At 70.7% G+C, this 25,508-nt stretch carries 6 protein-coding genes and 1 pseudogene; 5 read left to right on the plus strand and 2 right to left on the minus strand.

Translation table 11 applies throughout. The annotated features are described in order from the left end of the window. The first annotated feature begins 6 nt into the window (after positions 1–6). The 5 genes from RALTA_RS21530 (at position 7) to RALTA_RS21550 (ending at position 23,419) form a co-directional block, all read left to right on the plus strand. Positions 7–7,797, plus strand: a complete 7,791-nt coding sequence (locus RALTA_RS21530) for a non-ribosomal peptide synthetase (RefSeq protein WP_012356047.1) — start codon at positions 7–9, stop codon at positions 7,795–7,797. Then, positions 7,798–19,665 carry a non-ribosomal peptide synthetase gene (locus RALTA_RS21535; protein WP_012356048.1) on the plus strand — a complete coding sequence of 3,956 codons (11,868 nt, stop codon included), beginning with the start codon at positions 7,798–7,800 and terminating at the stop codon, positions 19,663–19,665. Positions 19,666–19,754: 89 nt separating this feature from the next. Beyond that, positions 19,755–21,971, plus strand: a complete 2,217-nt coding sequence (locus tag RALTA_RS21540) for a TonB-dependent siderophore receptor (protein ID WP_012356049.1) — start codon at positions 19,755–19,757, stop codon at positions 21,969–21,971. Between the two features lie 96 nt (positions 21,972–22,067). Then, on the plus strand, positions 22,068–23,228 hold the full coding sequence (locus tag RALTA_RS21545; RefSeq protein ID WP_041232550.1) for a PepSY-associated TM helix domain-containing protein: 1,161 nt from the start codon (positions 22,068–22,070) through the stop codon (positions 23,226–23,228). Beyond that, positions 23,225–23,419, plus strand: a complete 195-nt coding sequence (locus RALTA_RS21550; protein WP_012356051.1) for a hypothetical protein — start codon at positions 23,225–23,227, stop codon at positions 23,417–23,419. The genes RALTA_RS21545 and RALTA_RS21550 overlap by 4 nt, the downstream gene beginning before the upstream one ends. Here RALTA_RS21550 and fhuF read toward each other — a convergent pair. Then, entirely contained in the window at positions 23,361–24,152 is a 792-nt protein-coding gene (fhuF, locus tag RALTA_RS21555) for a siderophore-iron reductase FhuF (RefSeq protein WP_012356052.1), read from the minus strand. The genes RALTA_RS21550 and fhuF overlap by 59 nt on opposite strands. Positions 24,153–24,599: 447 nt before the next feature. Continuing rightward, positions 24,600–25,322, minus strand: a pseudogene (locus tag RALTA_RS21560) (IS110 family RNA-guided transposase); the annotation flags it as partial. Between the last annotated feature and the right edge of the window lie 186 nt (positions 25,323–25,508).

Raw genomic sequence — 25,508 nt, forward strand, 5'->3', positions numbered from 1 at the left:
GCATCCATGACGCAATCCCCGACCCCTGCCCGGCAGGCGGCGCTGCTGGCGCTGCTGCTGGAGCAGGATGCGGAGCCGGCGGCCGCGCCGGCCAGCCCCGCGCCCGCCGCGGCGCCGCTGTCTTGCTCGCAGCAGCGCCTCTGGTTCCTGCTGCAATACGAGCCGGGCAGCACGGCCTACAACCAGACCCGCGCCTTCGTGCTGCGCGGAGCGCTCGACCGCCGCGCGCTGCAGGCCGCGCTGCGCGCCGTGATCGCCCGCCATCCCGCGCTGCGCACCCGTTTCGTCGCGGACGACGCCGCGCCCGGCAGCTTGCCGCGGCAGGTGGTCGAGTCCGCACCGGCCTTTGCGCTGGCCGAAGCAACGCTCACCGCCGGCCCGGATGCGCTGCAGGCGTGCCTCGACGCCGAAGCCGCGCGCCCCTTCGATCTCGGCCAGGCGCCGCTGCTGCGCGCCACGCTGCTCACGCGCGGCCACGACGACCATGTGCTGCTGCTGTCGCTGCACCATATCGTTTCCGATGCGGTCTCCAATGTGGTGATTGCGCGCGACCTGGGCATGGCCTACGCGCAGGCGCTTGCGGACGATGAGATCACGCTGCCCGCACCGGCCACGACCTTCGCCGCCCATGCCAGCCGCCAGCGCGAACGCCTTGCCAGCGGTGACCTCAACGCCCAGCGCGCATGGTGGCAGCGCCAGCTGGGCAATCACGTGCCGGCCCTGCAGCTGCCGACCGACCGCCCGCACGGCAGCCCGGTTCCGCGCGTTGCGCGGCGCATCGATGCGTTACTGGACCTGCCGCTGCTCGAGGCGTTGCGGCGCTTCTGCGCAGCACAGCGCTGCACGCCGTTCGTGGTGCTGCTCGGCGCATGGCAGGCGCTGCTGAGCCGCTATGCGGGCCAGGACGACTTCGCCGTCGGCGTGCCGCACGCGGGCCGCGACGGCGACGGGCTGGACGATATGGTCGGCTTCTTCGCCAACACCCATGTCTACCGCTCGCGTACCGCACCCGGCATCACTGGCCGCGCGCTGTGCGAACAGCTGCGCGCCGACGCGCTGGGCGCGCTCGGCCACGCCGAGCTGCCGTTCGAAGTGCTGCTCGACGGCATGCAGGTGCCGCGCGACGCCGGCCGCAGCCCGCTGTTCCAGGTGATGTTCAACCTGCGCACGACCACGACACCTGGCGCGCTGGCGCTGCCGGGCCTGCAGGTGCAGGCCGTGGAAGCGCGCCAGACTGGCGCCAAGTTCGACCTGATCCTCGACGTCGAGGACCGTGGCGACAGCATGGCCCTGAGCCTGGAGTATGACTGCGCGCTGTTCGATGCGGCCACGGCGCAGCGCATGCTGCGCCACTACCTGGGCCAGCTGGGCGGCCTGCTGGACCAGCCCGAACTGCCGCTGGCGACCACGCCCCTGCTCGGCGACGACGACGCCGCCACGCTGGCGCACCAGCACGCCGCCGGCCAGCCGGCGCGGCACGTTGCCGCCGAACTCGCCCATCGCCGCATCCAGCGCCATGCCGAACAACAGCCGCAAGCCGTTGCCCTGCGCCATGGCCACACCACGCTGACCTATGGCGAACTGGAGCGGCGCGCGAACCGGCTGGCGCACCGGCTGATCGCGCTCGGCGTCGGCCCCGAAGTGCGCGTCGGCATTGCCATGGAGCGTTCGCCGGAGATGATCGTCGGCCTGCTCGCCATCCTGAAGGCCGGCGGCGCCTATGTGCCCTTCGACCCCGCCTATCCCGCCGAGCGCCTGGCCTACCTGTTCGAGGACAGCGGCATTGCCGCCTTGCTGACCCAGCCCGCGCTGCGCGGCCTGCTGCCGCAGCGCGATGGCCTGCCGGTGCTGGAACTCGACTCGCAGGACGACGGCGCTGAGTGGCCGGAACACGCGCCCACGGTCGAAGTCCGCCACGAACACCTGGCCTACGTGATCTACACCTCCGGCTCCACCGGCCGGCCCAAGGGCGCTCAGCTGCAGCACGGCAACCTGTCGCGCCTGCTGGCCGCCACGCAGCACTGGTTCGGCTTCGGCCCGGCCGATGTCTGGACGCTGTTCCACTCGTACGCGTTCGACTTCTCGGTCTGGGAGATCTTTGGCGCGCTGTGCCATGGCGGGCAACTGGTGATTGTGCCTTTCCATGTCAGCCGCGCGCCGCAGGAATTCATCGCGCTGCTGCAGCGCGAACGCGTCACCGTGCTGAACCAGACTCCGTCGGCATTCCGCGCGCTGCTGACCCAGCCTGAGCTGTACGGCGCGCCGCTGGCGCTGCGCTATGTCATCTTCGGCGGCGAGGCGCTCGACCCGCAAGCGCTGCGGCCCTGGGTCGACCGCTTCGGCGATGCGTCGCCGCAACTGGTCAATATGTATGGCATCACCGAGACCACGGTGCACGTGACCTACCGCCCGATCACGCGAGCGGACCTGGATCCGTCCAGCCGCGCGCGCAGCCCGATCGGCGAACGCATTCCGGACCTGGGCGTGCGCGTGCTGGACGCCGGACTGAATCTGGTGCCGCCCGGCGTGGCCGGCGAACTCTACATTGCGGGCGACGGCCTGGCGCGTGGCTACCTGAATCGGCCGGGCCTGACCGCCGAGCGCTTCGTGCCGGATCCGTTCGCTGGCGACGGCGCGCGGCTCTACCGTACCGGCGATCTCGCGCGCTGGCTGCCCGACGGCCAGCTCGAATACCTGGGACGCATCGACCAGCAGCTGAAGATCCGCGGCTTCCGCATCGAGCCGGGCGAGATCGAGGCGCGCATCCTGGCGCAGACCGGTGTCGCCAACGCGGCGGTGATCGCTGCCGAGGGACCGTCCGGGGCGCGGCTGGTCGCGTATGTGGTGCCCGCTGCCGGTGCCACCGTCGAGGGCGCGACACTGCGCACCGCGCTGGCCGCCGAACTGCCCGACTACATGGTCCCGGCCGCCTTCGTCGTGCTCGACACCCTGCCGCTGACGCCCAACGGCAAGCTCGACCGCCGTGCGCTGCCGGCACCGGCCTTCGACAGCGCCCAGGACTTCGTCGTCCCCGAGGGCGACGCCGAAACCGCGCTCGCCGCGATCTGGTCCGAGGTGCTGGGCCTGCCGCGCGTCGGCCGCGCCGACAACTTCTTCGAACTCGGCGGCGATTCGATCCTGAGCCTGCAGATCGTCGCCCGCGCCCGCGCCGCCGGCTGGGTGCTGACGCCGCGGCAGCTGTTCGAGCGCCAGACGCTGGCCGAACTGGCGGCGGTCGCCACCCCGGTGGCGCAGGACGCCGCCGACGACAACGTCGTGCCTGAGGGCGCAGTGCCGCTGCTGCCGATCCAGGCCGACTTCTTCGACACGCCGGTGGACCGGCGCCACCACTGGAACCAGTCGGTGCTGCTCGATTGCCGCGAGGCACCGGAGTTGCCCGCACTGGCAGCAGCATTGCGCGACCTGGTAGCGCATCACGACGCGCTGCGCCTGCGCTTCGGCCAGCGCGACGGCGCCTGGCAGCAGGCGTATGCCGACACCGAACCCTGCCCGGACCTGCTGTGGGTGCGCGACGCCGCGTCCGAAGCCGAGCGCCTGGCGCACTGCGAGGCCGCCCAGCGCAGTCTCGATCTCGCCGAAGGGCCGCTGCTGCGTGCCGTCGCGCTGCAATGTGGCGAGCGTTGGCAGTTGCTGCTGGTGATCCATCACCTGGTGGTCGATGGCGTGTCGTGGCGCGTGCTGGTCGAGGACCTGCGTGACGCCTACCAGCAACGCCGGCAAGGCCAGCAGGCCGTGCTGCCGGCTCGCACCGCTTCGTACCAGCGCTGGTCGCAGGCGCTGCGCGCCAACGCCGCCACGCGCGACGCCGAACTGCCGCATTGGCAGGCATTGGCACAAGTCGATGCCACGCTGCCTTGCGACGATCCGGCCGGCTCCCTGACCATCGCCGAACGCGATGCCGTCACGCTGACGCTGCCGGCCGACCTGACGCAGGCGCTGCTGCAGCGCGCCCCGGCGGCGTACCGCACGCGCGTCAACGACCTGCTGCTGACCGCGCTGGCGCGGGCACTGAGTGGCTGGAGCGGGCGCACTCAAGTGTTGATCGACCTGGAAAGCCATGGCCGTGTCGCCGGTGTCGACGACACGCTGGACTTGAGCCGCACCGTCGGCTGGTTCACGACCCTGTTCCCGGTCGCTCTGGATGGCAGCGGCACGCCCGATGGCGCGATCAAGGCGGTCAAGGAGCAATTGCGCGCGGTGCCTGGCGAAGGCATCGGCTTCGGCCTGCTGCGCCGCTTCGGCTCGCCCGCGCAACAGGCCGCGCTGGCCGGGGTGCCCAAACCTGAAGTGGTGTTCAACTACCTGGGCCAGCTCGACGCCAGCTTTGCAGAGGACAGCCCGTGGCGGCTGTCGAGCGGCAGCGCGGGCGCCAACCAGGATCCCGCAGCGCTGCTGTCGCATCCGTTGTCGGTCAGCGGTCAGGTGCTGGATGGCGAACTGCGTCTGACGCTGGCCTTCAGCCGCGCACGCCATCGGGCAGAGACGGTTCACCCACTCGCCGAAGCCTTGCGCGAGGAACTGGAAGCGCTGATCGCCCATTGCACTTCCGGCGCCGCAGGCGTTACGCCCGGCGACTTCCCGCTGGCGCGGCTGACGCAGGCCGGGCTGGATGCCCTGGAGCTCGATCCGGCGCAGGTGCAGGACCTCTACCCGCTGTCGCCGATGCAGGCCGGCATGCTCTTCCACAGCGTGCTGGCGCCCGAGGGCAGTGCCTATACCAACCAGCTGCGCGTCGATATCGACGGCCTCGACCCGGGGCGCTTTATCGCGGCATGGCAGTCCGCGCTCGTGCGACACGACAGCCTGCGCTGCGGTTTCCTGCATCGTGGCGAGCAGCCGCTGCAGTGGGTGGCCCGCTCGGTGCAGCTTCCGGTGATCCATGAGGACTGGAGCGGACGCGATGCCGTCGAACTGGACCGCTTTGCCGCCGCCGAGCTGGCCAAGCCTTTCGACCTGGAGCGACCGCCGCTGACGCGCCTGGCGCTGCTGCGTACCGGCGCGCAGCGCCACCACCTGGTCTGGACCGTGCACCACCTGTTGCTCGACGGCTGGAGCACCGCGCAGCTGCTGGGCGAAGTGCTGCGCCACTATGCCGGCGAAGCGCTGCCCGCCAGCGGCGGCCGCTTTGCCGACTATATCGGCTGGCTGCAGTCGCGCGACGCCGCCGCCGGCGAAGCCTTCTGGAAAGCGCAGCTGGCACCGCTCGACGCACCGACGCGCCTGCTGGCGGCGCTGCCGGCGCCGGAGCAAGGCCAAGGCCAGGGCGAACATCACCACGAACTCGACGCTGCCGAAACCACCGCGCTGGCCAGCTTCGCCCGCGCGCAGAAGGTCACGCTGAACACGCTGGTGCAGGCCGCCTGGCTGTTGCTGCTGCAGCGCTGCACCGGCCAGCCGTGCGTGGCGTTCGGCGCCACCGTGGCCGGCCGACCGGCCGAACTGCCGGCCGCGCAGCAGATGCTGGGCCTCTTCATCAACACGCTGCCCGTGATTGCCTCACCGCGTCCGCAGCAGCCGGTGGGCGAGTGGCTGCGCGAGGTGCAGGCGCTGAACCTGGCGCTGCGCGAGCACGAGCACACCCCGCTCTACGACATCCAGCGCTGGGCCGGCCAGGCCGGTCAGGCGCTGTTCGATTCGATCGTCGTGTTCGAGAACTACCCGGTCGATGCGGCGCTGCGCCGCACCCCAGCCGGGCTGTCGTTCTCCGGCGTGCGCAACCGTGCCGAGACTAACTACCCACTGGCGCTGGTGTTCGCGCACACCGACACGCTGCGCCTGACCTGCCGCTTCGACCGCGCCGCGCTTGGCGAACCGCAGGCGCGAATGCTGGCGCACAGCCTTTTTTCGGTGCTGCGCCAGCTGGCCGCGGATGCGGCGCGCCCGCTGGGCCGGATCGGCCTCGCTACGGCTGACGCACCTCTCGCGGTCGCATCAACTGCGGCCCAGCTTGCCCACCATCGCTTCGAAGCCCATGCGGCCTCGACACCGGATGCCGTGGCGCTGGCGGCGGACGACGTGCAACTCACCTACCGGGAACTCAATCGCCGCGCTAATGTCCTCGCGCATCGCCTGGCCGCACGGGGCGTGGGACCGGACGTGCGTGTTGGCGTGCTGGCCGAGCGTTCGGTCGAAATGGTCGTCGCCCTGCTGGCCGTCCTCAAGGCTGGTGGCGCCTACGTGCCGTTCGATCCCGACTATCCCGCCGACCGCCTGGCCTACATGATCGAGGACAGCGGCGTGGCGCTGGTCCTGGTGCAGCGGCCAGATGCCATCGCGCCCTTGCCAGCGGCCGTGCCGGTGCTCGACCTGGGCACGCCAGCCTTGTATGACGGCAAGCACGCCAACCCATCGCCGGCGCTGCATCCGCACCACCTGGCCTATGTGATCTACACCTCGGGTTCCACCGGACGGCCGAAAGGCGTTGGCATCGCGCACGGGGCGCTGGCGCATTACCTGCAGGGCGTGCTGTCGCAACTGGCGCTGGCGCCGGCATCGCGCATGGCCATGGTGTCGACGCCGGCGGCGGATCTCGGCCATACGGTGCTGTTCGGCGCGCTCGCCAGCGGCGGCGCGCTGCACTTGCCGGCACGCCGCTGCGTGTTCGATGCCGCGGCCTTCGCACGCTACATGACGCAGCATCGCATCGGCGTCCTCAAGATCGTGCCCGGCCATTTGGGCGCCCTGCTCGACGGCGCGCAGGCTGCCGGGGTGCCGCTTGCGGACGTACTGCCCGACCACACCCTGGTGCTGGGCGGCGAAGCCACCGACGCGGCGCTGCGCGCGCGGCTCCACGCGGCACGGCCGGCGTGCCGGCTGGTCAATCATTACGGCCCCACCGAAACCACCGTGGGCGTGCTCGTGCATGTGGCCGGCACCACGCCGCAGCCGGGCCTCGGCTTGCCGCTGGGTCAACCGCTGCGCGGCACCGGCGCCTACGTGATGGACGCGGCGCTGTGCCCGCTGCCCGACGGCATCGCCGGTGAACTCTATGTCGGCGGGCCCGCGCTGGCGCGCGGCTACCTCGGCCGTGCCGCGTTGACGGCAGACCGGTTCGTGCCCGATCCGCTCGCTGGCGACGGCGCGCGCCTGTACCGCACCGGCGACCGCGTGCGGCGCCGCGCCGACGGCGTGTTCGAATACCTGGGCCGCGTCGACGACCAGGTCAAGATCCGCGGTTTCCGCGTGGAGCCGGGCGAAGTGGCGGCGCAGGTAGCGGCGCTGCCGCAGGTGCGCCAGGCCGCGGTGGTCGCCGCGCCTGCCGCCGGCGGCATGCAACTGGTCGGCTACGCAGTGCCGCAAACGGATGCCCGGCCCGATCCCGCGGCGCTGTGCCGCGCCCTGGCCGCCACGCTGCCACCGCATATGGTGCCGGCAGCCATCGTGCTGCTCGACGCGCTGCCGCTCACCGCCAACGGCAAGCTCGACCGCCGCGCACTGCCGGCGCCGGACGCCGCCGCAGCGTCCGCGCCAGCGTCGCGCGAAGCGCCGCAAGGCGAGCTGGAAACCCGCCTGGCCGGGATCTGGCAAGCCCTGCTGCAGGTGCCCGCCGTGGGCCGCCACGACAACTTCTTCGCACTGGGCGGCCATTCGCTGCTGGCCGTCCAGCTCCTCTCCCGCATCCAGGGCGAGCTTGGCATCGAGGTGCCGCTGGCGCTGCTGTTCGGTGCCGCCACGCTGGCTGAACTGGCCGCCGCGCTGCCGGCGCAGCAACGCCATGCCGATGAAGCCGCCCTGCTGGAGCTGGAAGCGTTCGCCAATACCCTGGAGTCAGTCTGAATGATCGAAGCCAATACCGCGGCCCGGCTGGCCGCGCGCTTTGCCACGCTGGCGCCGGTCCAGCGCCGCGCTTTTCTCGACAAGATGGCCGAGCAAGGCATCGCATTCTCGCAGCTGCCGATCCCCGCGCTGCCGCGGCCCGATGGCACGGCCGGCTACGACGCGCCGCTGTCGTACGCCCAGCAGCGCCAGTGGTTCCTGCACCGCTTCGCGCCGGACAGCGCGGCCTACCACATCAGCAGCCGCGTGGACCTGCGCGGCGAACTCGATATCGGCGCGCTGCAGGCGGCGTTTGCCACGCTGGTTCAGCGCCATGAAGCCCTGCGCACGGCATTTCGTGCCGACGCCGACGGCAAGGTGCGGCAACAGGTGCGCCCCGCGGCCAGCGTGGAACTGCCGCTGACCGACTTGTCAGCCGACCCCGGCAGCGCCGATGCGCACGCGGCGGCGATCGCCGAGGCGCCGTTCGACCTGTGCAGCGCGCCGTTGCTGCGCGTGCATCTGCTGCGCCTGGGCGCACGCCACCATCGGCTGGTGCTGGCGATGCACCATATCGTCTCGGACGGCTGGTCGATGCAATTGCTGATCGACGAGCTGGCTGCGTGCTACCGCGCGCAGCGGCTCGGCCAGCCTGTGCCGGAAGCCGCCCAGCCGATCGGCTACACCGACTACGCGGTGTGGCAGCGCAACTGGCTCGAGGCCGGCGAGCAGGCGCGGCAACTCGCCTGGTGGCGCGCCGCGCTGGACGGCGCAACCGGCGTGCTGGCGCTGCCGACCGACCGTCCGCGCCCCGCGGTGGCGGCCTACCGCGCGCAGCGCTGCGAGATCGACATTCCCGACCCGCTTGCCCACGCGCTGCGGGAACGCGCGCAAGCCAGCGGCGGTACGTTGTTCATGGCGTTGCTGGCCGGCTTCCAGGCACTGCTGTACCGCTACACCGGCAGACGCGATCTGTGCGTGGGGGTGCCGGTGGCAGGCCGCAACCGCCTGGAAACCGAGCGCGTGGTAGGCCTGTTCGTCAACACCCAGGTCGTGCGCGCGCGCCTGAATGGCAGCCAGCCCCTGTCGGCGCTGCTCGGCCAGACCCGCGACGCCGTGCTGGGCGCGCAGGCGCACCAGGACCTGCCGTTCGAGCAACTGGTGGAGGCGCTGCAGCCCGAGCGCAGCGTCAGCTACCACCCGCTGTTCCAGGTGGTGCACAACCACCGCCGCGGCGACCGCGCGGCGCGCGTTTCGCTGCCGGGCCTCGAGCTGGAAAGCGCGCCGGTGGGCGAGCGCACCACGGCGCTGGAACTGACGCTCGATACCCGCGAGGACAGCGACGGCCATGTCCATGCCTGCTTTCACTATGCCGAGGAACTCTTCGACGCCGGCACGGCGGAGCGGCTTGCGCGCCATTACCTGCGGCTGCTGGGCCGGCTGGCCGACGCGCCCGAACAAGCGCTCGATGCGGTCGACCTGCTTGACGACGCCGAACACCGCAGCCTGCTGGCGCTGGGCCAGGGCGAGCCGCCCGCGGACGCGACCCTGCCCGCGCACGCACGCATCGCCCGCCACGCGGCGGCCCGCCCCGACGCCGTCGCCGTGATCTGCGACGAGCAGGTGTTGCGCTACGGCGAGCTGCTGGCCCGCGCCGACCGCCTCGCCGCCGTGCTGCATGCGCGCGGCATCGGCGCGGAACATCGCGTCGGCATCGCCCTGTCGCGCTCGCCCGACCTGATCGTCGCGCTGCTGGCGGTGATGCGCTGCGGCGCCGCCTACGTGCCGTTCGATCCCGCCTATCCGAAGGACCGCCTTGCCTACCTGTTCGACGACAGCGCCATCCGGCTGCTGGTCACCGAGCCGGCGCTGCTGGATGCCTTGCCCGCGCCGGCCGCGCTGCCAGTGCTGACGCTGGATGCGGTCGACGATGCCATCGCGCCGCTGCCCGAGCAGCCCATCCACCCCGGCCAGCTTGCCTACGTGATCTACACCTCCGGCTCCACCGGCCGGCCCAAGGGCGTCTGCGTCGCGCACGGACCGCTGGCCATGCATGTGGCCGCGACCATCGACGCCTACGAGATGGGCCCCCATTCGCGCGAGCTGCATTTCCTCTCGTTCGCCTTCGATGGCGCCCACGAGCGCTGGCTGTGCGCGCTCGCCTGCGGCGGCTCGCTGCTGCTGCGCGACGACGCGCTGTGGACGCCCGAGCAGACCGCCGCCGCCATGACCCGCCACGGCGTCACCAACGCCGGCTTCCCGCCGGCCTACCTGCGCCAGCTGGCCGAGTACTGCGAACAGAGCGGCGCGCGTCCGCCGGTGGCGCTCTACTCCTTCGGCGGCGAGGCAATGCCGCGTGCCGCGTTTGCGCAGGCGCGCCGCGCGCTGGCGCCGCGGACCTTCGTCAACGGCTATGGCCCGACCGAAACGGTGGTCACGCCGATGGTCTGGAAGGTGCGCGCCGACGCGCCCGAAGCGGACTTCGCCGGCACCTATGCGCCGATCGGGCGCCCGGTGGGCGCGCGCCGCTGCTACCTGCTCGATGCCGAGCTGAACCTGGTGCCGCCGGGTGTGGCCGGGGAGCTTTACATCGGGGGCGAAGGGCTGGCGCGGGGCTATCTGAACAAGGGCGGCATGACCGCCGAGCGCTTCGTGCCCGATCCGTTTGCCGGCGATGGCGCGCGGCTCTACCGTACCGGCGATCTCGCGCGCTGGCTGCCCGACGGCCAGCTCGAATACCTGGGACGCATCGACCAGCAGCTGAAGATCCGCGGCTTCCGCATCGAGCCGGGCGAGATCGAGGCGCGCATCCTGGCGCAGGCAGGCGTCGCCAACGCGGCGGTGATCGCTGCCGAGGGACCGTCCGGGGCGCGCCTGGTCGCGTATGTGGTGCCCGCTGCCGGGTCCACGATCGATGGCGCCACATTGCGCACCGCGCTGGCCGCCGAACTGCCCGACTACATGGTCCCGGCCGCCTTCGTCGTGCTGGACACCCTGCCGCTGACGCCCAACGGCAAGCTCGACCGCCGTGCGCTGCCGGCACCGGCCTTCGACAGCGCCCAGGACTTCGTCGTTCCGGAGGGCGACGCCGAAACCGCGTTCGCCGCGATCTGGTCCGAGGTGCTTGGCCTGCCGCGCGTCGGCCGCGCCGACAACTTCTTCGAACTCGGCGGCGATTCGATCCTGAGCCTGCAGATCGTCGCCCGCGCCCGCGCCGCCGGCTGGGTGCTGACGCCGCGGCAGCTGTTCGAGCGCCAGACGCTGGCCGAACTGGCGGCGGTCGCCACCCCGGTGGCGCAGGACGCGGTCGACGACAACGTCGTGCCTGAGGGCGCAGTGCCACTGCTGCCGATCCAGGCCGACTTCTTCGACACGCCGATGGACCGGCGCCACCACTGGAACCAGTCGGTGCTGCTTGATTGCCGCGAAGCACCGGAGTTGCCCGCACTGGCAGCAGCATTGCGCGACCTGGTAGCGCATCACGACGCGCTGCGCCTGCGCTTCGACCAGCGCAACGGCGCCTGGCATCAGGCATATGCCAACACCGAACCCTGCCCGGACCTGCTGTGGGTGCGCCACGCCGCGTCGGAAGCCGAGCGGCTGGCGCACTGCGAAACCGCCCAGCGCAGTCTCGATCTCGCCGAAGGGCCGCTGCTGCGTGCCGTCGCGCTGCAAGTTGGCGAGCGTTGGCAGTTGCTGCTGGTGATCCATCACCTGGTGGTCGATGGCGTGTCGTGGCGCGTGCTGGTCGAGGATCTGCGCGACGCCTACCAGCAACGCCGGCAAGGCCAGCAGGCCGTGCTGCCGGCTCGCACCGCTTCGTACCAGCGCTGGTCGCAGGCGCTGCGCGCCAACGCCGCCACGCGCGACGCCGAACTGCCGCATTGGCAGGCATTGGCACAAGTCGATGCCACGCTGCCTTGCGACGATCCGGCCGGCCCCCTGACCATCGCCGAACGCGATGCCGTCACGCTGACGCTGCCGGCCGACCTGACCCAGGCGCTGCTACAGCGCGCTCCGGCGGCGTACCGCACGCGCGTCAACGACCTGCTGCTGACCGCGCTGGCCCGGGCACTGACCGGCTGGAGCGGGCGCACTCAAGTGTTGATCGACCTGGAAAGCCATGGCCGTGTCGCCGGTGTCGACGACACGCTCGACCTGAGCCGCACCGTCGGCTGGTTTACGACCCTGTTCCCGGTTGCGCTCGATGGCAACGGCACGCTCGATGGCGCGATCAAAGCGGTCAAGGAGCAATTGCGCGCGGTGCCTGGCGAAGGCATCGGCTTCGGCCTGCTGCGCCGCTTCGGCTCGCCCGCGCAACAGGCCGCGCTGGCCGAGGTGCCCAAACCTGAAGTGGTGTTCAACTACCTGGGCCAGCTCGACGCCAGCTTTGCAGAGGACAGCCCGTGGCGGCTGTCGAGCGGCAGCGCGGGCGCCAACCAGGACCCTGCCACGCCGCTGTCGCATCCGCTATCGGTGAGTGGACAGGTGCAGGACGGTCAGCTCAGGCTGTCCGTGGCTTATGCCCGCCGCCGTTATCGCAGCGCGACGATCGAAGCGCTGGCGGCGGCGTTTCGCGCGGAACTTGAGGCGGTTGTCGCGCATTGCACCGCCGGGGTAGCGGGTCTGACGCCTTCCGACTTCCCGCTGGCGCGCCTTTCGCAAGCCGGGCTGGATGCGCTTGGCCTTGCGCCGCAGCAGGTGCAGGACATCTACCCCTTGTCGCCGATGCAGGCCGGCATGCTGTTCCACAGCGTGTTTGGCGAGCACGGCAGCGCCTATACCAACCAGTTGCGCGTGGATGTCGACGGCATCGAGCCGGAGCGCTTCACCACGGCATGGCATGCGGTGCTGGCGCGCCATGACAGCCTGCGCAGCGGCTTCCTGCACCGGGCCGACCCGCCGCTGCAGTGGGTGGCCAGGCAGGCGGCGCTGCCCGTGCTGGTGGAGGACTGGCGCGGGCGCGGCGCGGACGAGATCGATGCCTTTGCGGACCGCCAGCGCGAACAGGGCTTCGACCTTGAGCGCCCGCCGCTGATGCGCGTGGCGCTGCTGCGTACCGGCGCGCAACGCCACCATCTGGTCTGGACCGTGCACCACCTGTTGCTCGACGGCTGGAGCACCGCGCAGCTGCTGGGCGAAGTGCTGCGCCACTATGCCGGCGAAGCGCTGCCCGCCAGCGGCGGCCGCTTTGCCGACTATATCGGCTGGCTGCAGTCGCGCGACGCCGCCGCCGGCGAAGCCTTCTGGAAAGCGCAGCTGGCATCGCTCGACGCACCGACGCGCCTGCTGGCGGCGCTGCCGGCGCCGGAGCAAGGCCAAGGCCAGGGCGAACATCACCACGAACTCGACGCTACCGAAACCACCGCGCTGGCCGGCTTCGCCCGCGCGCAGAAGGTCACGCTGAACACGCTGGTGCAGGCCGCCTGGCTGTTGCTGCTGCAGCGCTGCACCGGCCAGCCGTGCGTGGCGTTCGGCGCCACCGTGGCCGGCCGACCGGCCGAACTGCCGGCCGCGCAGCAGATGCTGGGCCTCTTCATCAACACGCTGCCCGTGATTGCCTCACCGCGTCCGCAGCAGCCGGTAGGCGACTGGCTGCGCGAGGTGCAGGCGCTGAACCTGGCGCTGCGCGAGCACGAGCACACGCCGCTCTACGACATCCAGCGCTGGGCCGGCCAGGCTGGCCAGGCGCTGTTCGATTCGATCGTCGTGTTCGAGAACTACCCGGTCGATGCGGCGCTGCGTCGCACGCCAGCCGCGCTGTCGTTCTCCGGCGTGCGCAACCGTGCCGAGACCAACTATCCGCTGACGCTGCTGTTCGCGCACACCGACACGCTGCATCTGACCTGTCGCTTCGACCGCGCGCAGCTGGCCGAGCCGCTCGCCGGCCAGCTGGCGCAAAGCCTGTTTGCGGTGCTGCGCCAGCTGGCCGCCGACGCGACGCGTCCGCTGGGCGACATCGCGCTGATGGCGCGGCCCGACGCGCGCGCCGCACTGGCGCTGGGCACCGATCCGCAACCCTATCCCGCGGCCCAGCCCGTGCACCGGCTGTTCGAAGCCCGCGTGGCCGGGCAGCCCGATGCGATCGCGCTGTGCTTCGGCGAAGAACGCCTGACCTATGCGGCGCTGAATCGCCGCGCCAATGCGCTCGCGCATCGACTGATCGAGCAAGGGGTGGGCCCGGACGTGCCGGTGGGCGTGCTGGCCGAGCGTTCGGTCGAAATGGTCGTCGCCCTGCTCGCCATCCTCAAGGCCGGCGGCGCCTACGTGCCATTCGATCCGGACTATCCCGCCGACCGCCTGGCCTACATGATCGAGGACAGCGGCGTGGCGCTGGTGCTGGTGCAGCGCCCCGACGCGATGCCGGCGCTGCCCCGCGCCGTTGCCGCCGTCGACCTGACCGATCCGGCGCTCTATGCACAGGGCGGCGAGCGCAATCCGACCCCCGCGCTGTCGCCAGAGCACCTGGCCTACGTCATCTACACCTCCGGCTCCACCGGGCGGCCCAAGGGTGCCGGCAACCGGCACGGCGCGCTGCATAACCGGCTCTGGTGGATGCAGGCGCAGTACCGGCTGGATGGCGACGACACCGTGCTGCAGAAGACCCCGTTCAGCTTCGACGTCTCGGTCTGGGAGTTCTTCTGGCCGCTGATGACGGGCGCGCGGCTGGCGCTGGCGGCACCGGGCGACCATCGCGACCCGCAGCGGATCGCCGCGCTGATCGCGCAGCACCGGGTCACCACACTGCATTTCGTGCCGGCGATGCTGCAGGCGTTCGTCGCCGACAGCACCGTGGCCGCCGCCTGCGCCAGCCTGCGTCACATCGTCTGCAGCGGCGAGGCGCTGCCGGCGGACCTGGCCCGCCGCACCATGAACTTGCTGCCACAGGCGGGCCTGCATAACCTGTATGGCCCCACCGAGGCCGCGATCGACGTCACCCACTGGACCTGCCGCGACGATGGCGGTCATGCCGTGCCGATCGGGCGTCCGATCGCCAACGTCAGCGCACATGTGCTCGACGGCGCGATGCATCCGGTGCCCGACGGCATCGCGGGCGAACTGTACCTCGGTGGCGCCGGCCTGGCGCGCGGCTATCTCGGCCGCGCCGCGCTGACCGCCGAGCGTTTTGTCGCCGATCCGCACGGCGCGCCGGGCGAGCGGCTTTATCGCACCGGCGATCTCGCGCGGCGGCGCGCCGACGGCCCGATCGAATACCTGGGCCGGCTCGACCACCAGGTCAAGATCCGCGGGCTGCGCATCGAACTGGGCGAGATCGAGGCGCGGCTGCTCGCGCACGGCAGCGTGCGCGAGGCCGTGGCTGTCGCGCTGACCGGCGAAGGCCCGGCGCGGCTGGTGGCCTATGTCGTGCCCGCGCCCGGTGCGGCGCTCGACACCGACGCGCTGCGCGCCTGGCTGGCCCACGCGTTGCCTGACTACATGGTGCCCGGCGCCATGGTCGTGCTGGAGCGCATGCCGGTCACGCCCAACGGCAAGCTGGACCGCCGCGCGCTGCCGTCGCCGGAGTTTGCCGGGTCGAGCGCCTACGAGGCGCCGCAGCCCGGCGTGGAAACGGTGCTGGTGGACACCTGGGCCGCGGTGCTGAAGGTGGCGCGCGTGGGCCGCGCCGACAACTTCTTCGAACTGGGTGGCGATTCGATCCTGAGCCTGCAGATCGTCGCGCGGCTGCGCACGCTGGGCTGGCTGCTGACGCCCAGGCAGCTGTTCGAGCGGCAGACGCTGGCCGCGGTAGCGCAGGCGTTGTCGCCGCTGGATGGCAACGCTGACGCGGAGAATGCCCGGGCGATGCCGCGCCACACCCGCCTGCGCAGCGAGGATTTCGCGCTGGCGCGCCTGTCGCAAGACCAGCTCGACGGCCTCGGCCTCGACGCGGCGCGGGTGCAGGACCTGTACCCGCTGTCGCCGATGCAGGCGGGCATGCTGTATCACAGCGTGGCGCGCGCGGATGCCGGCAGTGCTTATATCAACCAGCTGCGGGTCGATGTCGACGGCCTCGACGCAGCCCGCTTCGCGCAGGCCTGGCGCGACGCGCTTGGCGGCCACGATGCCCTGCGCACGGGCTTCCTGCAGCGCGGCGAGCAGCCGCTGCAATGGGTGGCGCACGAGGTGCCGCTGCCGCTGACCGAACAGGACTGGTCGGCGCAGCCGGCCGATACCCTGCCGGATGCGCTGGACCGGCTCGCCGCGGCGGAGCTGGCCCGGGGCTTCGATCTCGAATGCCCGCCGCTGATGCGGCTGACGCTGGTGCGTACCGGCCCGGACCGGCACCATTTGGTCTGGACCGTGCACCACCTGCTGCTCGATGGCTGGAGCACCTCGCAACTGCTGGGCGAGGTGCTGACGCGCTACGCCGGCGAGGCGGTCGCGCCCGCGGAAGGCCGCTTTGCCGACTACATCCGCTGGCTGCAGCAACGCGATGCCGGCGCCGCGCAGGCGTTCTGGGCCCGCGCGCTCGATGGCTTCGACACGCCCACGCGGCTGGCGCAGGCGCTGCCGGCCCCGGCCGGAGGCGAAGGCTACGGGCTGTTGCAGCACGCCTGCAGCGCGGCGCTGACGGAACGCCTGTCCGCCTATGCCCGCGCGCAAAAAGTGACGCTCAACACCGTGGTGCAGGCCGCGTGGCTGCTGCTGTTGCAGCGCTACACCGGCCAGCGCCGCGTGGCATTCGGCGCCACCGTCGCGGGCCGCCCGGCCGACGTGCCGGGCAGCCAGCAGATGCTGGGGCTGTTCATCAACACGCTGCCGGTGCTGGCCGCGCCGCGGCCGGAGCAGGCGGTGGGCGACTGGCTGCGCGAACTGCAAGCCTTCAACGTGGCCGCGCGCGAACACGGGCACACGCCGCTGTCGGACATCCAGCGCTGGGGCGGCCAGGCCGGCCAGCGGCTGTTCGACAGCATCCTGGTGTTCGAGAATTTCCCGCTCGAAGACGCGCTGGCATCGGCCAGCCGCAGCGGCCTGCGCTTCGCCACGCAGGGCAGCACGGGCCTGACCGAATACGAGATGGACGTCGAGGTCAGCCTGCGCCAGACCCTGCGGCTGGGCTTTACCTATATGCGGCGCGCTTTCGATGCGGAGCAGGTGGCGCGCATCTGCGCGCAGATGACCCGGCTGCTGGAAGCGATCGGCACCGTGCCGGGGCAAACGGTTGGCGCGCTTGGCCTGCTGACGCAGCACGAACGGGCGGCGCTGCTAACGCTGGGCCAGGGCGAGCCGCCCGCGGACGCGACCCTGCCCGCGCACGCACGCATCGCCCGCCACGCGGCGGCCCGCCCCGACGCCGTCGCCGTGATCTGCGACGAGCAGGTGTTGCGCTACGGAGAGCTGCTGGCCCGCGCCGACCGCCTCGCCGCCGTGCTGCATGCGCGCGGCATCGGCGCGGAACATCGCGTCGGCATCGCCCTGTCGCGCTCGTCCGACCTGATCGTCGCGCTGCTGGCGGTGATGCGCTGCGGCGCCGCCTACGTGCCGTTCGATCCCGCCTATCCGAAGGACCGGCTGGCTTATCTGTTCGACGACAGCGCCATCCGGCTGCTGGTCACCGAGCCGGCGCTGCTGGATGCCTTGCCCGCGCCGGCCGCGCTGCCAGTGCTGACGCTGGATGCGGTGGCCGAGGACATCGCGCCGCTGCCCGAGCAGCCCATCCACCCCGGCCAGCTTGCCTACGTGATCTACACCTCCGGCTCCACCGGCCGGCCCAAGGGCGTCTGCGTCGCGCACGGACCGCTGGCCATGCACGTGGCCGCGACCATCGACGCCTACGAGATGGGCCCCCATTCGCGCGAGCTGCACTTCCTCTCATTCGCCTTCGATGGCGCCCACGAGCGCTGGCTGTGTGCGCTGGCCTGCGGCGGCTCGCTGCTGCTGCGCGACGATGCGCTGTGGACGCCCGAGCAGACCGCCGCTGCCATGACCCGCCACGGCGTCACCAACGCCGGCTTCCCGCCGGCCTACCTGCGCCAGCTGGCCGAGTACTGCGAACAGAGCGGCGCGCGTCCGCCGGTGGCGCTCTACTCCTTCGGCGGCGAGGCCATGCCGCGCGCCGCGTTTGCGCAGGCGCGCCGCGCGCTGGCGCCGCGGACCTTCATCAACGGCTATGGCCCGACCGAAACGGTGGTCACGCCGATGGTCTGGAAGGTGCGCGCCGACGCGCCCGAAGCGGACTTTGCCGGCACCTATGCGCCGATCGGGCGCCCGGTGGGCGCGCGGTGCTGCTACCTGCTCGATGCCGAGCTGAACCTGGTGCCGCCGGGTGTGGCCGGCGAGCTGTACATCGGGGGCGACGGCCTGGCGCGGGGCTACCTGAACAAGGGCGGCATGACCGCCGAGCGCTTCGTGCCCGATCCGTTCGCTGGCGACGGCGCCCGCCTCTACCGTACCGGCGACCTGGCGCGCTGGCTGCCTGACGGCCAGCTCGAATACCTGGGACGCATCGACCAGCAGCTGAAGATCCGCGGCTTCCGCATCGAGCCGGGCGAGATCGAGGCGCGCATCCTGGCGCAGACCGGTGTCGCCAACGCGGCGGTGATCGCCGCCGAGGGACCGTCCGGGGCGCGGCTGATCGCGTATGTGGTGCTCGCTGGCGGTGCCACCGTCGAGGGCGCGACACTGCGCACCGCGCTGGCCGCCGAACTGCCCGACTACATGGTCCCGGCCGCCTTCGTCGTGCTGGACACCCTGCCGCTGACGCCCAACGGCAAGCTGGATCGCCGCGCATTGCCTGTGCCCGGAGCGGAAACGTCAGACCAGCACGTGCCGCCGCGCACCGAAGCACAACGCTGGCTCTCACAGGTATGGCAGGACGTCCTGGGCGTACCGCGCGTGGGGCTGGACGACAACTTCTTCGCGCTAGGCGGCGATTCGCTGCTGAGCCTGAAGGTCATTTCCCGCGTCCGCGCGAACCGTGCGCTGGGGCTGGACCTGAAGCTGCGCGACCTGATGCGCACGCCGACCATCGGGCAGTTGCTGCCGGACGGCGCGCCTGCCGCGGCCTTGCCCGATGCCACGCCCGCCGCCGCGCTGCGCGTGCTCGCGCCTGGCCCGGCTAACGCCACGCTGCCGCCGGTGGCCTGCGTCCATGCGGCGCTGGGCACGCTGTTCGACTACGACGCCATCGTCGCGCAGCTGGGCGCGCGGCGCACGGTCTATGGCTTCCAGGCCCGCGCGCTGGCCGATCCCGCGTGGCGCGACGCCTCGCTGGCGTCGATCGCCGCCGACTATGTGCGGGAATGGCGCGCGGCACAGCCCCAAGGGCCTTACCTGCTGCTGGGCTGGTCGCTCGGCGCGGCGCTGGCCACGCTGATGGCGCGCGAGCTGGAGGCGCAGGGACAGGCGGTCCAGTGGCTGGGCCTGATCGATCCGTTCGTGCCGGAGCCGCGTTCGCACGACAGTTCGGCGCCCGGCTGGCCCGCGGCGCTGGCGGCGTTTGCCGACCGCCTGCTGCCCGGCAAGGAACCGCTCGCGCTGCCGCGCGATGCGGCGCCCGAGCCCGACGCCGAAGCTGTGCGCGCGCTGCTCGCGCCGCGCATCGCCGCGTCCACGGCGCCGCAGGCAGCGCTGGGCGCAGACGAACTGGCGCACATGTTCCTGGCCGCACACCGGCTCGGTGCGCTGGCCGCGGCCCAGCGCACGCTGCCGGTGGTGCAGGCCCCCCGCGCAGTCTGGTGGCGCGCCGGCCGCGACGCCGCGGCCGCGCGGCTGGCCGGCTGGCTGGGCGCGCCGCGCGAAGAGACCGTGCTGGACGGCGTGGACCACCACGCCATCGTGCGCGACCCGCGTTTGCTGGCGCAGTTGCGCCGCAGCGCCGAGGCCCGCCCCGAGCCTGAAACCGAAGCGCGGCACCCGGCTACCGGCACGGCCACCCTCCCGACGTAGGAGGCTCGTATGAAACTTTTTAACGCTAATGACAATGATTTGCATTTACAATACGGCCGAAATCAAGAAAGCCGAAATCCAGGAGGAATATGCACAGCGGTAAAACGGGTCGTCCGAGCCAGGGCCGGCCAGGCTATCAACCCTTTGCGCTGACGGCGCTGGCGCTGGCGGTCTCCATGCAGTGCGCGCAGGCGCAGGAAAGCGGCACGGCGCAGGCGGGCGCGCGGGCGGAAGTCCAGTTGCCGACCGTGAGCGTGCGCGCAGACAGCGTGGAGAACTACGGACCGGCAAACAAGAAGTCGGTGTCGGCCACCAAATCCGATGTGCCGATCGCGGACACGCCCCAGTCGATCAGCGTCATCACCGCCGACCAGATGCGCGCGCAGGGCGCGCAGCGGGTCGAGGAGGCGCTGCGCTACGCCGCCGGCGTGCGCACCGAGCCCATCGTCGATACCCGGCGCAGCACGTACATGATCCGCGGTTTCACCGTGTCGCAGAACAGCCAGTACTGGGACGGCCTGAAACTGCCGGCCTCGGGCGGCTATGGCGGCTGGGAACTGGAGCCATACAGCCTGGAGCGCGTCGACGTGGTGCGCGGTCCGTCGTCGGTGCTGTACGGGCAGACCTCTCCCGGCGGCCTGATCAACCAGATCAGCAAGCGGCCGCAAGCGGAGACCGCCAACGAGATCAACCTCAGCTTCGGCAACTATGACCGCAAGGAGATCTCGGGCGACTTCACCGGCGCGCTCGACAACGACGGCAAGGTGCTGTACCGCCTGACCGCACTGGCGCGCGACAGCGGCACGCAGACCAACATGGCCGGCGACGACCGCTTCTTCATCTCGCCCCAGATCACGTGGCGGCCCACCGATGCCACCAGCTTCACGGCCTACGCGCAGATCTACCACGACAACGCCGGCAACAGCGCCAACTTCCTGCCGGCGCTGGGCACGGTCACGCCGCTGGCCAACGGTTCGAAGATCCCGACCGACCTGTTCACCGGCGAGCCCGGCTTCGACCGCTTCAAGCGCGAGCAGTACCTGGCCGGCTACGAGTTCTCACACCGCCTGAACGATACCGTGACGCTGCGCCAGAACCTGCGCTACGGCCACATGTACGTGAGCTACGAGAACATCGGCGGCAACGGCGGGCTGGTGGCGAATCCGCCCAACGGCCCCTATCTGCTGCGGCGCATCGGCTTGCGCTCGAACGAGTCGTTCGACCTGTTCACGGTCGACAACCAGGCACAGATCAAGGTCAGGCACGGCATCTTCGACCATACCATCCTGACCGGCATCGACTATTCGCGCTCGACCTTCAACCGCCTGCGCGGCCTGACCGGCAACACCCCGGCCGCCCAGCCGCCGCTGAATATCTTCAACCCGGTCTACGGCAACTTTGTCGCGCCGAACTACCAGACCGACGAGGACACCACGCGCAGCCAGATCGGCTTCTACCTGCAGGACATGCTGCGGATCTCCGAGCGCTTCATGCTGCAGCTCGCCGGCCGCTATGACAAGGCCAAGGTCGACACCGATACGCGCAACCTGTCGACCAACGCCATTTCCCGCACCGGCAGCGACGACGGCAAGTTCACCGGCCGCGCCGGCCTGCTGTGGGAAGGGCCATACGGCCTCTCGCCCTACGTGAGCTATTCCACCTCGTTCGAGCCGGCCACGGCCGTGCCGCTCTTTGGCGGCGGCACGCCGCAGCCCACCACCGGCAAGCAGTACGAGGCCGGCCTGAAGTGGCAGCCCGTCGGCAGCCGCAGTTTCGCCCAGCTGTCGCTGTTCGACCTGACCCAGGCCAACGTGCTGACCACGTCGCCGGTCAGCGGCTTCTCGTCGCAGCTCGGTGAAGTGCGCTCGCGCGGCGTGGAACTGGAAGGCACGTGGTCGGTCACGCCGAACTTCAACATCCTGGCGTCGTACACGTACACCGACGCCGAGGTCACGAAGGCCGGTCCGAACGCGCCCAACGCCGGCAAGACGCCGCAATACGTGCCGCGGCACATGGCCTCGCTGTGGGCGGATTACCGGCTCGCCAGCGGCTTCCTGGCGGGCGTCTGGCTCGGCGGCGGGGTGCGCTACGTCAGCAAGACCTACGACCAGACCAACGTGACCGAGGTGCCAGGCTTCACGCTGGTCGACCTGGCCGCGAGCTATTCGTTTGCCCGGCACTACACGCTGCGGCTGAACGTCAACAACCTGTTCGACAAGACCTACGTCGCCGCCTGCGACAGCGCCACCAACTGCTACTACGGGCGCCGCCGCACCATCATCGGCACGGTGACGTACCGCTGGTAAGCCCGGTACGGCCTGGCATGCCAATACCTGGCGACAGGCACGGCCCCGCCCCCGCAACCCGGGTGCGGGGCCGCGGCCTTGCAGGAGTTCCATCACATGAAAGCCCCCACACTGCGCTTCTGGTACGCGATCCACCGCTGGACCAGCCTGCTCTGCACCCTGAACCTGCTGGTGCTCTGCGTCACCGGCCTGCTGCTGATCTTCCACGAAGACATCGACGCGCTGGCCGGCCAGGAACACCACGGCCTGGTGTCAGCCGAACGCACCCTGCCCGTGCCCGCGCAGCGGCCGCCGCTGCAAGGCATGGTCGACGCGGCGCGCGCCGCCCACCCCGGCCAGGCGCCCAAGTCGATCGCCTTCGCCGAGGATGACGCCGATGCCGTCGGCGTGCGCGTGGGACCGCCCGGCGAGCCTAAGCTGCGCCAGGGCACCACCGTCCAGTTCGATGCCGCCACCGGCGCGGCGCGCAAGCCCGGCCCGGCCGGCGAGACCGTCAGCGGCTTTATCCTCAAGCTGCACCTGAATCTGTTCCTGGGCCTGCCCGGGCAGTTCTTCATCGGCTTTATCGGCGTGCTGTTCGCACTGAGCCTGATCAGCGGCCTGGTGCTCTACGGGCCCTTCATGCGCAAGCTGGCCTTCGGGCTGGTGCGCTTCGGCAAGCCGGTGCGCGTGGTGCAGGCGGACCTGCACAACCTGTTCGGCGTCGTGGTGATGGTGTGGGCGCTGGTGGTCGGGCTGACCGGTACGTTCCTGTCGTTTTCGCCGCTGATCATCGGGTTATGGCAGAAGACCGAGCTGCAGCACCTGATCGCCACCCGGCCCGGCCGCACGCCGCCAGCGCTGGTGCCGGTCGACCGCGCGCTGGAAGCGGCCCACCGGGCAGTGCCGGGCAAGGATCCGGCCTTCGTGTTCTATCCCGGCACCGAGTTCTCCACCGGCCGCCACTACGGCGTCGTGCTGCGCGGCCACACCGAGCTGCAGAAGCGCGTCTATGCGATCGTGCTGGTCGACGCCGGCGACGGCAGCGTCGCTGCGGTGCGCGGCATGCCGTGGTACCTGCAGGTGCTGCTGCTGTCGGCCCCGTTCCATTTCGGCGACTATGCCGGCAGGCCGCTGCAGATCCTGTGGGCGCTGCTGACCGTGATCACGGCGGGGGCCACCGTGACCGGGCTGATCTTCTGGCTCAAGCGGCCGCGGCGCAGTCGCGAAGCGGCGCGCGCAGCGCTGCCGCCGCAATTATCGGGGGACCAGGCATGAAACTGATCGACGATACCTGGCCGATGCCGGTGCTGCTTGGCGCGCTGTCGCTGGGCGGCCTGGCGGCCGGGATTTTTGGCGACGGGGGGTGGGATGCGCTGTGCTGGGTCGGGCTGGGCGTGCCGGTGGCGGTTACGGCGGGCTGGCTGTGGCGGCAGTGGCGCGCGCGGGAGCAGTCTGCGCGCCGCTGAGCCGCGCGCGTGTACGAGCATCCGCTACCAGCGGGCACGTGCCGCAATACCCTTCGCCCGGCAGGCGGTGGTTCAGGCAGCAGATGCGGCGCACCGCCGCCACGCCGGGCAGCCCGGGCTCCGCGCCTGGACGGAAGGCGCCGTGGAAGGGGTTGCTGAAACCGTCGGCGGATACGGCATTGCTGCTCCAGGCCACCACTTCCGCGCGCTGTGCCGCGGCAAGCGTGGGATGTGCGCCCAGTTGCCGCGCGACGCCGGCGGCGGCGACGCCACCGGTGCACCAGAGCAGCCGCGGTGATACGCGCGCGGCAGATGCGAATGCCGCCACCACCTGTGGCAGGTGTCGCGCGAGCAGCGGCGACAGCAAGCGCGGCAGCGTCGCTGTGGCCGGCGTCCCGTCGTCGGCTAGCACTAGCCGCGCGAGACGACCATCCGGCGCGCCTTCCCATTCGAGCGCCGGATCATCGAACGGCAGGCTGCGCCGATGCAGCGTCGCCGCTACCAGCGCGCCCGGCAGCACCGCCAGCGTGTAGTCACGGAACCATGCCGCCGCCAGGGCGCGGCGGTCGTCGCAGTTCAGCGCCTGCGCCAGCTGGACAAGGCAGGCATCGGCCCAGCTGTGGTCCAGGGCCGCGGTGCTGAGCGGGGGCTGTGCGGTCTGCGCGGCAATGGACAGGCGCTCGCCGAACGGGCGTAGCGGGCCGGTGAAGAATGGCGCAAGCAAGGGGATCATCGGGGTTCTGGTGCGCGCTGCCCCGCGCCATATGCGGGGGGGCCTTACGGATGACGAATGCGCTGGGGGGGAAGTTACTGGCGCTGGCGCGGCTTGGGGTTATTGCGGTTGGTTTGGTTTTGGGTTGGTTGTCGTGCTTGGCGGGCGTGGCTGTTTCGCCGGCGCAGCCGGCGACCTACTTATATGAACGCGCCCCGGTTTGCAAGGCAAGTTGAGCATGAGGCATCGAACGGTTGGTTGCAGACTTATATCCGGCCTTGTTTAGCAGGCCAAGCCTGCGGGCCCTGATGGTATTCGCCGGGAACGTCCCCTCACTTTTTGGCGTGCTCGTTGTGGCACCAGTAGGTCGTCGGGTTTCCGCTCCCGCGGTCCAACCTGTTTTGCCATCACCTCCACTTACCGTCGCAACCTGTGAACGGATTCCCTGCTTGCTAGCTCAGCCTGCCGTTAGGCAAGCTTGACCGAGACATAGTCGCGGTCATAGGTTCGGTTGTGGGCCAACAGAGCCCAGGCCGTGCGCGCCATCTTGTTGGCCATGGCGACGCCTACGACGTTAGCCGGACGGCGCTGGACCAGCGCCGTACTCCAATGGCTTTGCCCCTTGCGACGCAAGTGACTGAGCACGATCCGCGCACCGTGAATCAGCAAGGTGCGCAGATAGGTGTCGCCGCGTTTGCTGATGCCGCCGAGATTCACTTTGCCACCGGTACCGCGCTGTCTTGGCACTAAGCCAAGGAATGCCGCCAGTTGCCGGCCTGAGCGGAAGGCGTGCACGTCGCCAATGGTGGCCACCAGCGCTGTCGCGGTGAGCGGGCCAATCCCGGGAATGGCAGCGACGGTCTGGCAATCGTGATCTTCCTTGAGCCAGGTGTTCAAGCGGATTTCGATTTGCCCGATTTCCTCGTCCAGGCGTGCGATGTCTTGTAATTGCTCGCCCACGGAATCGAACAGCACGCGCGGCAACTGCTGTTCGAGTTCGGCCATATGTTGCTTGATCTCTTCCAATCCGGCACGGCGTCCGCGACGGAAGTGAATGCCGAACTCGAACAGCACGCCGCGCAACTGGTTGATCAACATGGTGCGCATCTTCACGCGCAGGGCGCGGAATCCATGCAGGGCAAGGATGGCCTGCTGTGTTTCGGTCTTGCGCGCGACTTCGGGAGAGGCCGGGGGCGCGTTCATTCCATCTTCTTGGCCGAGCGCCAAGAAGTAGGCAAGAAACGCGTCGCCTGTGCGGCTGGCAATCAATTCCGCGGCGTTGGTGGTTCGGGGGGTGGTGATTTCCGTTTGGCGTGGGTGCCCGTTCGAACCTGCTAACGCTATGTGAGTCAGGGGCGGTGCCTTCGATCACCTACT

The organism is Cupriavidus taiwanensis LMG 19424, from assembly GCF_000069785.1.
Lineage (GTDB): Bacteria > Pseudomonadota > Gammaproteobacteria > Burkholderiales > Burkholderiaceae > Cupriavidus > Cupriavidus taiwanensis.

What these genes read in the sequence shown, in the direction of transcription:
- RALTA_RS21530 (WP_012356047.1), top strand. Translation starts at nt 7, where the DNA reads ATGACGCAATCCCCGACCCCTGCCCGGCAGGCGGCGCTGCTGGCGCTG.
- RALTA_RS21550 (WP_012356051.1), top strand. Translation starts at nt 23,225, where the DNA reads ATGAAACTGATCGACGATACCTGGCCGATGCCGGTGCTGCTTGGCGCG.
- RALTA_RS21545 (WP_041232550.1), top strand. Translation starts at nt 22,068, where the DNA reads ATGAAAGCCCCCACACTGCGCTTCTGGTACGCGATCCACCGCTGGACC.
- RALTA_RS21540 (WP_012356049.1), top strand. Translation starts at nt 19,755, where the DNA reads ATGCACAGCGGTAAAACGGGTCGTCCGAGCCAGGGCCGGCCAGGCTAT.
- fhuF (WP_012356052.1), bottom strand. Translation starts at nt 24,152, where the DNA reads ATGATCCCCTTGCTTGCGCCATTCTTCACCGGCCCGCTACGCCCGTTC.
- RALTA_RS21535 (WP_012356048.1), top strand. Translation starts at nt 7,798, where the DNA reads ATGATCGAAGCCAATACCGCGGCCCGGCTGGCCGCGCGCTTTGCCACG.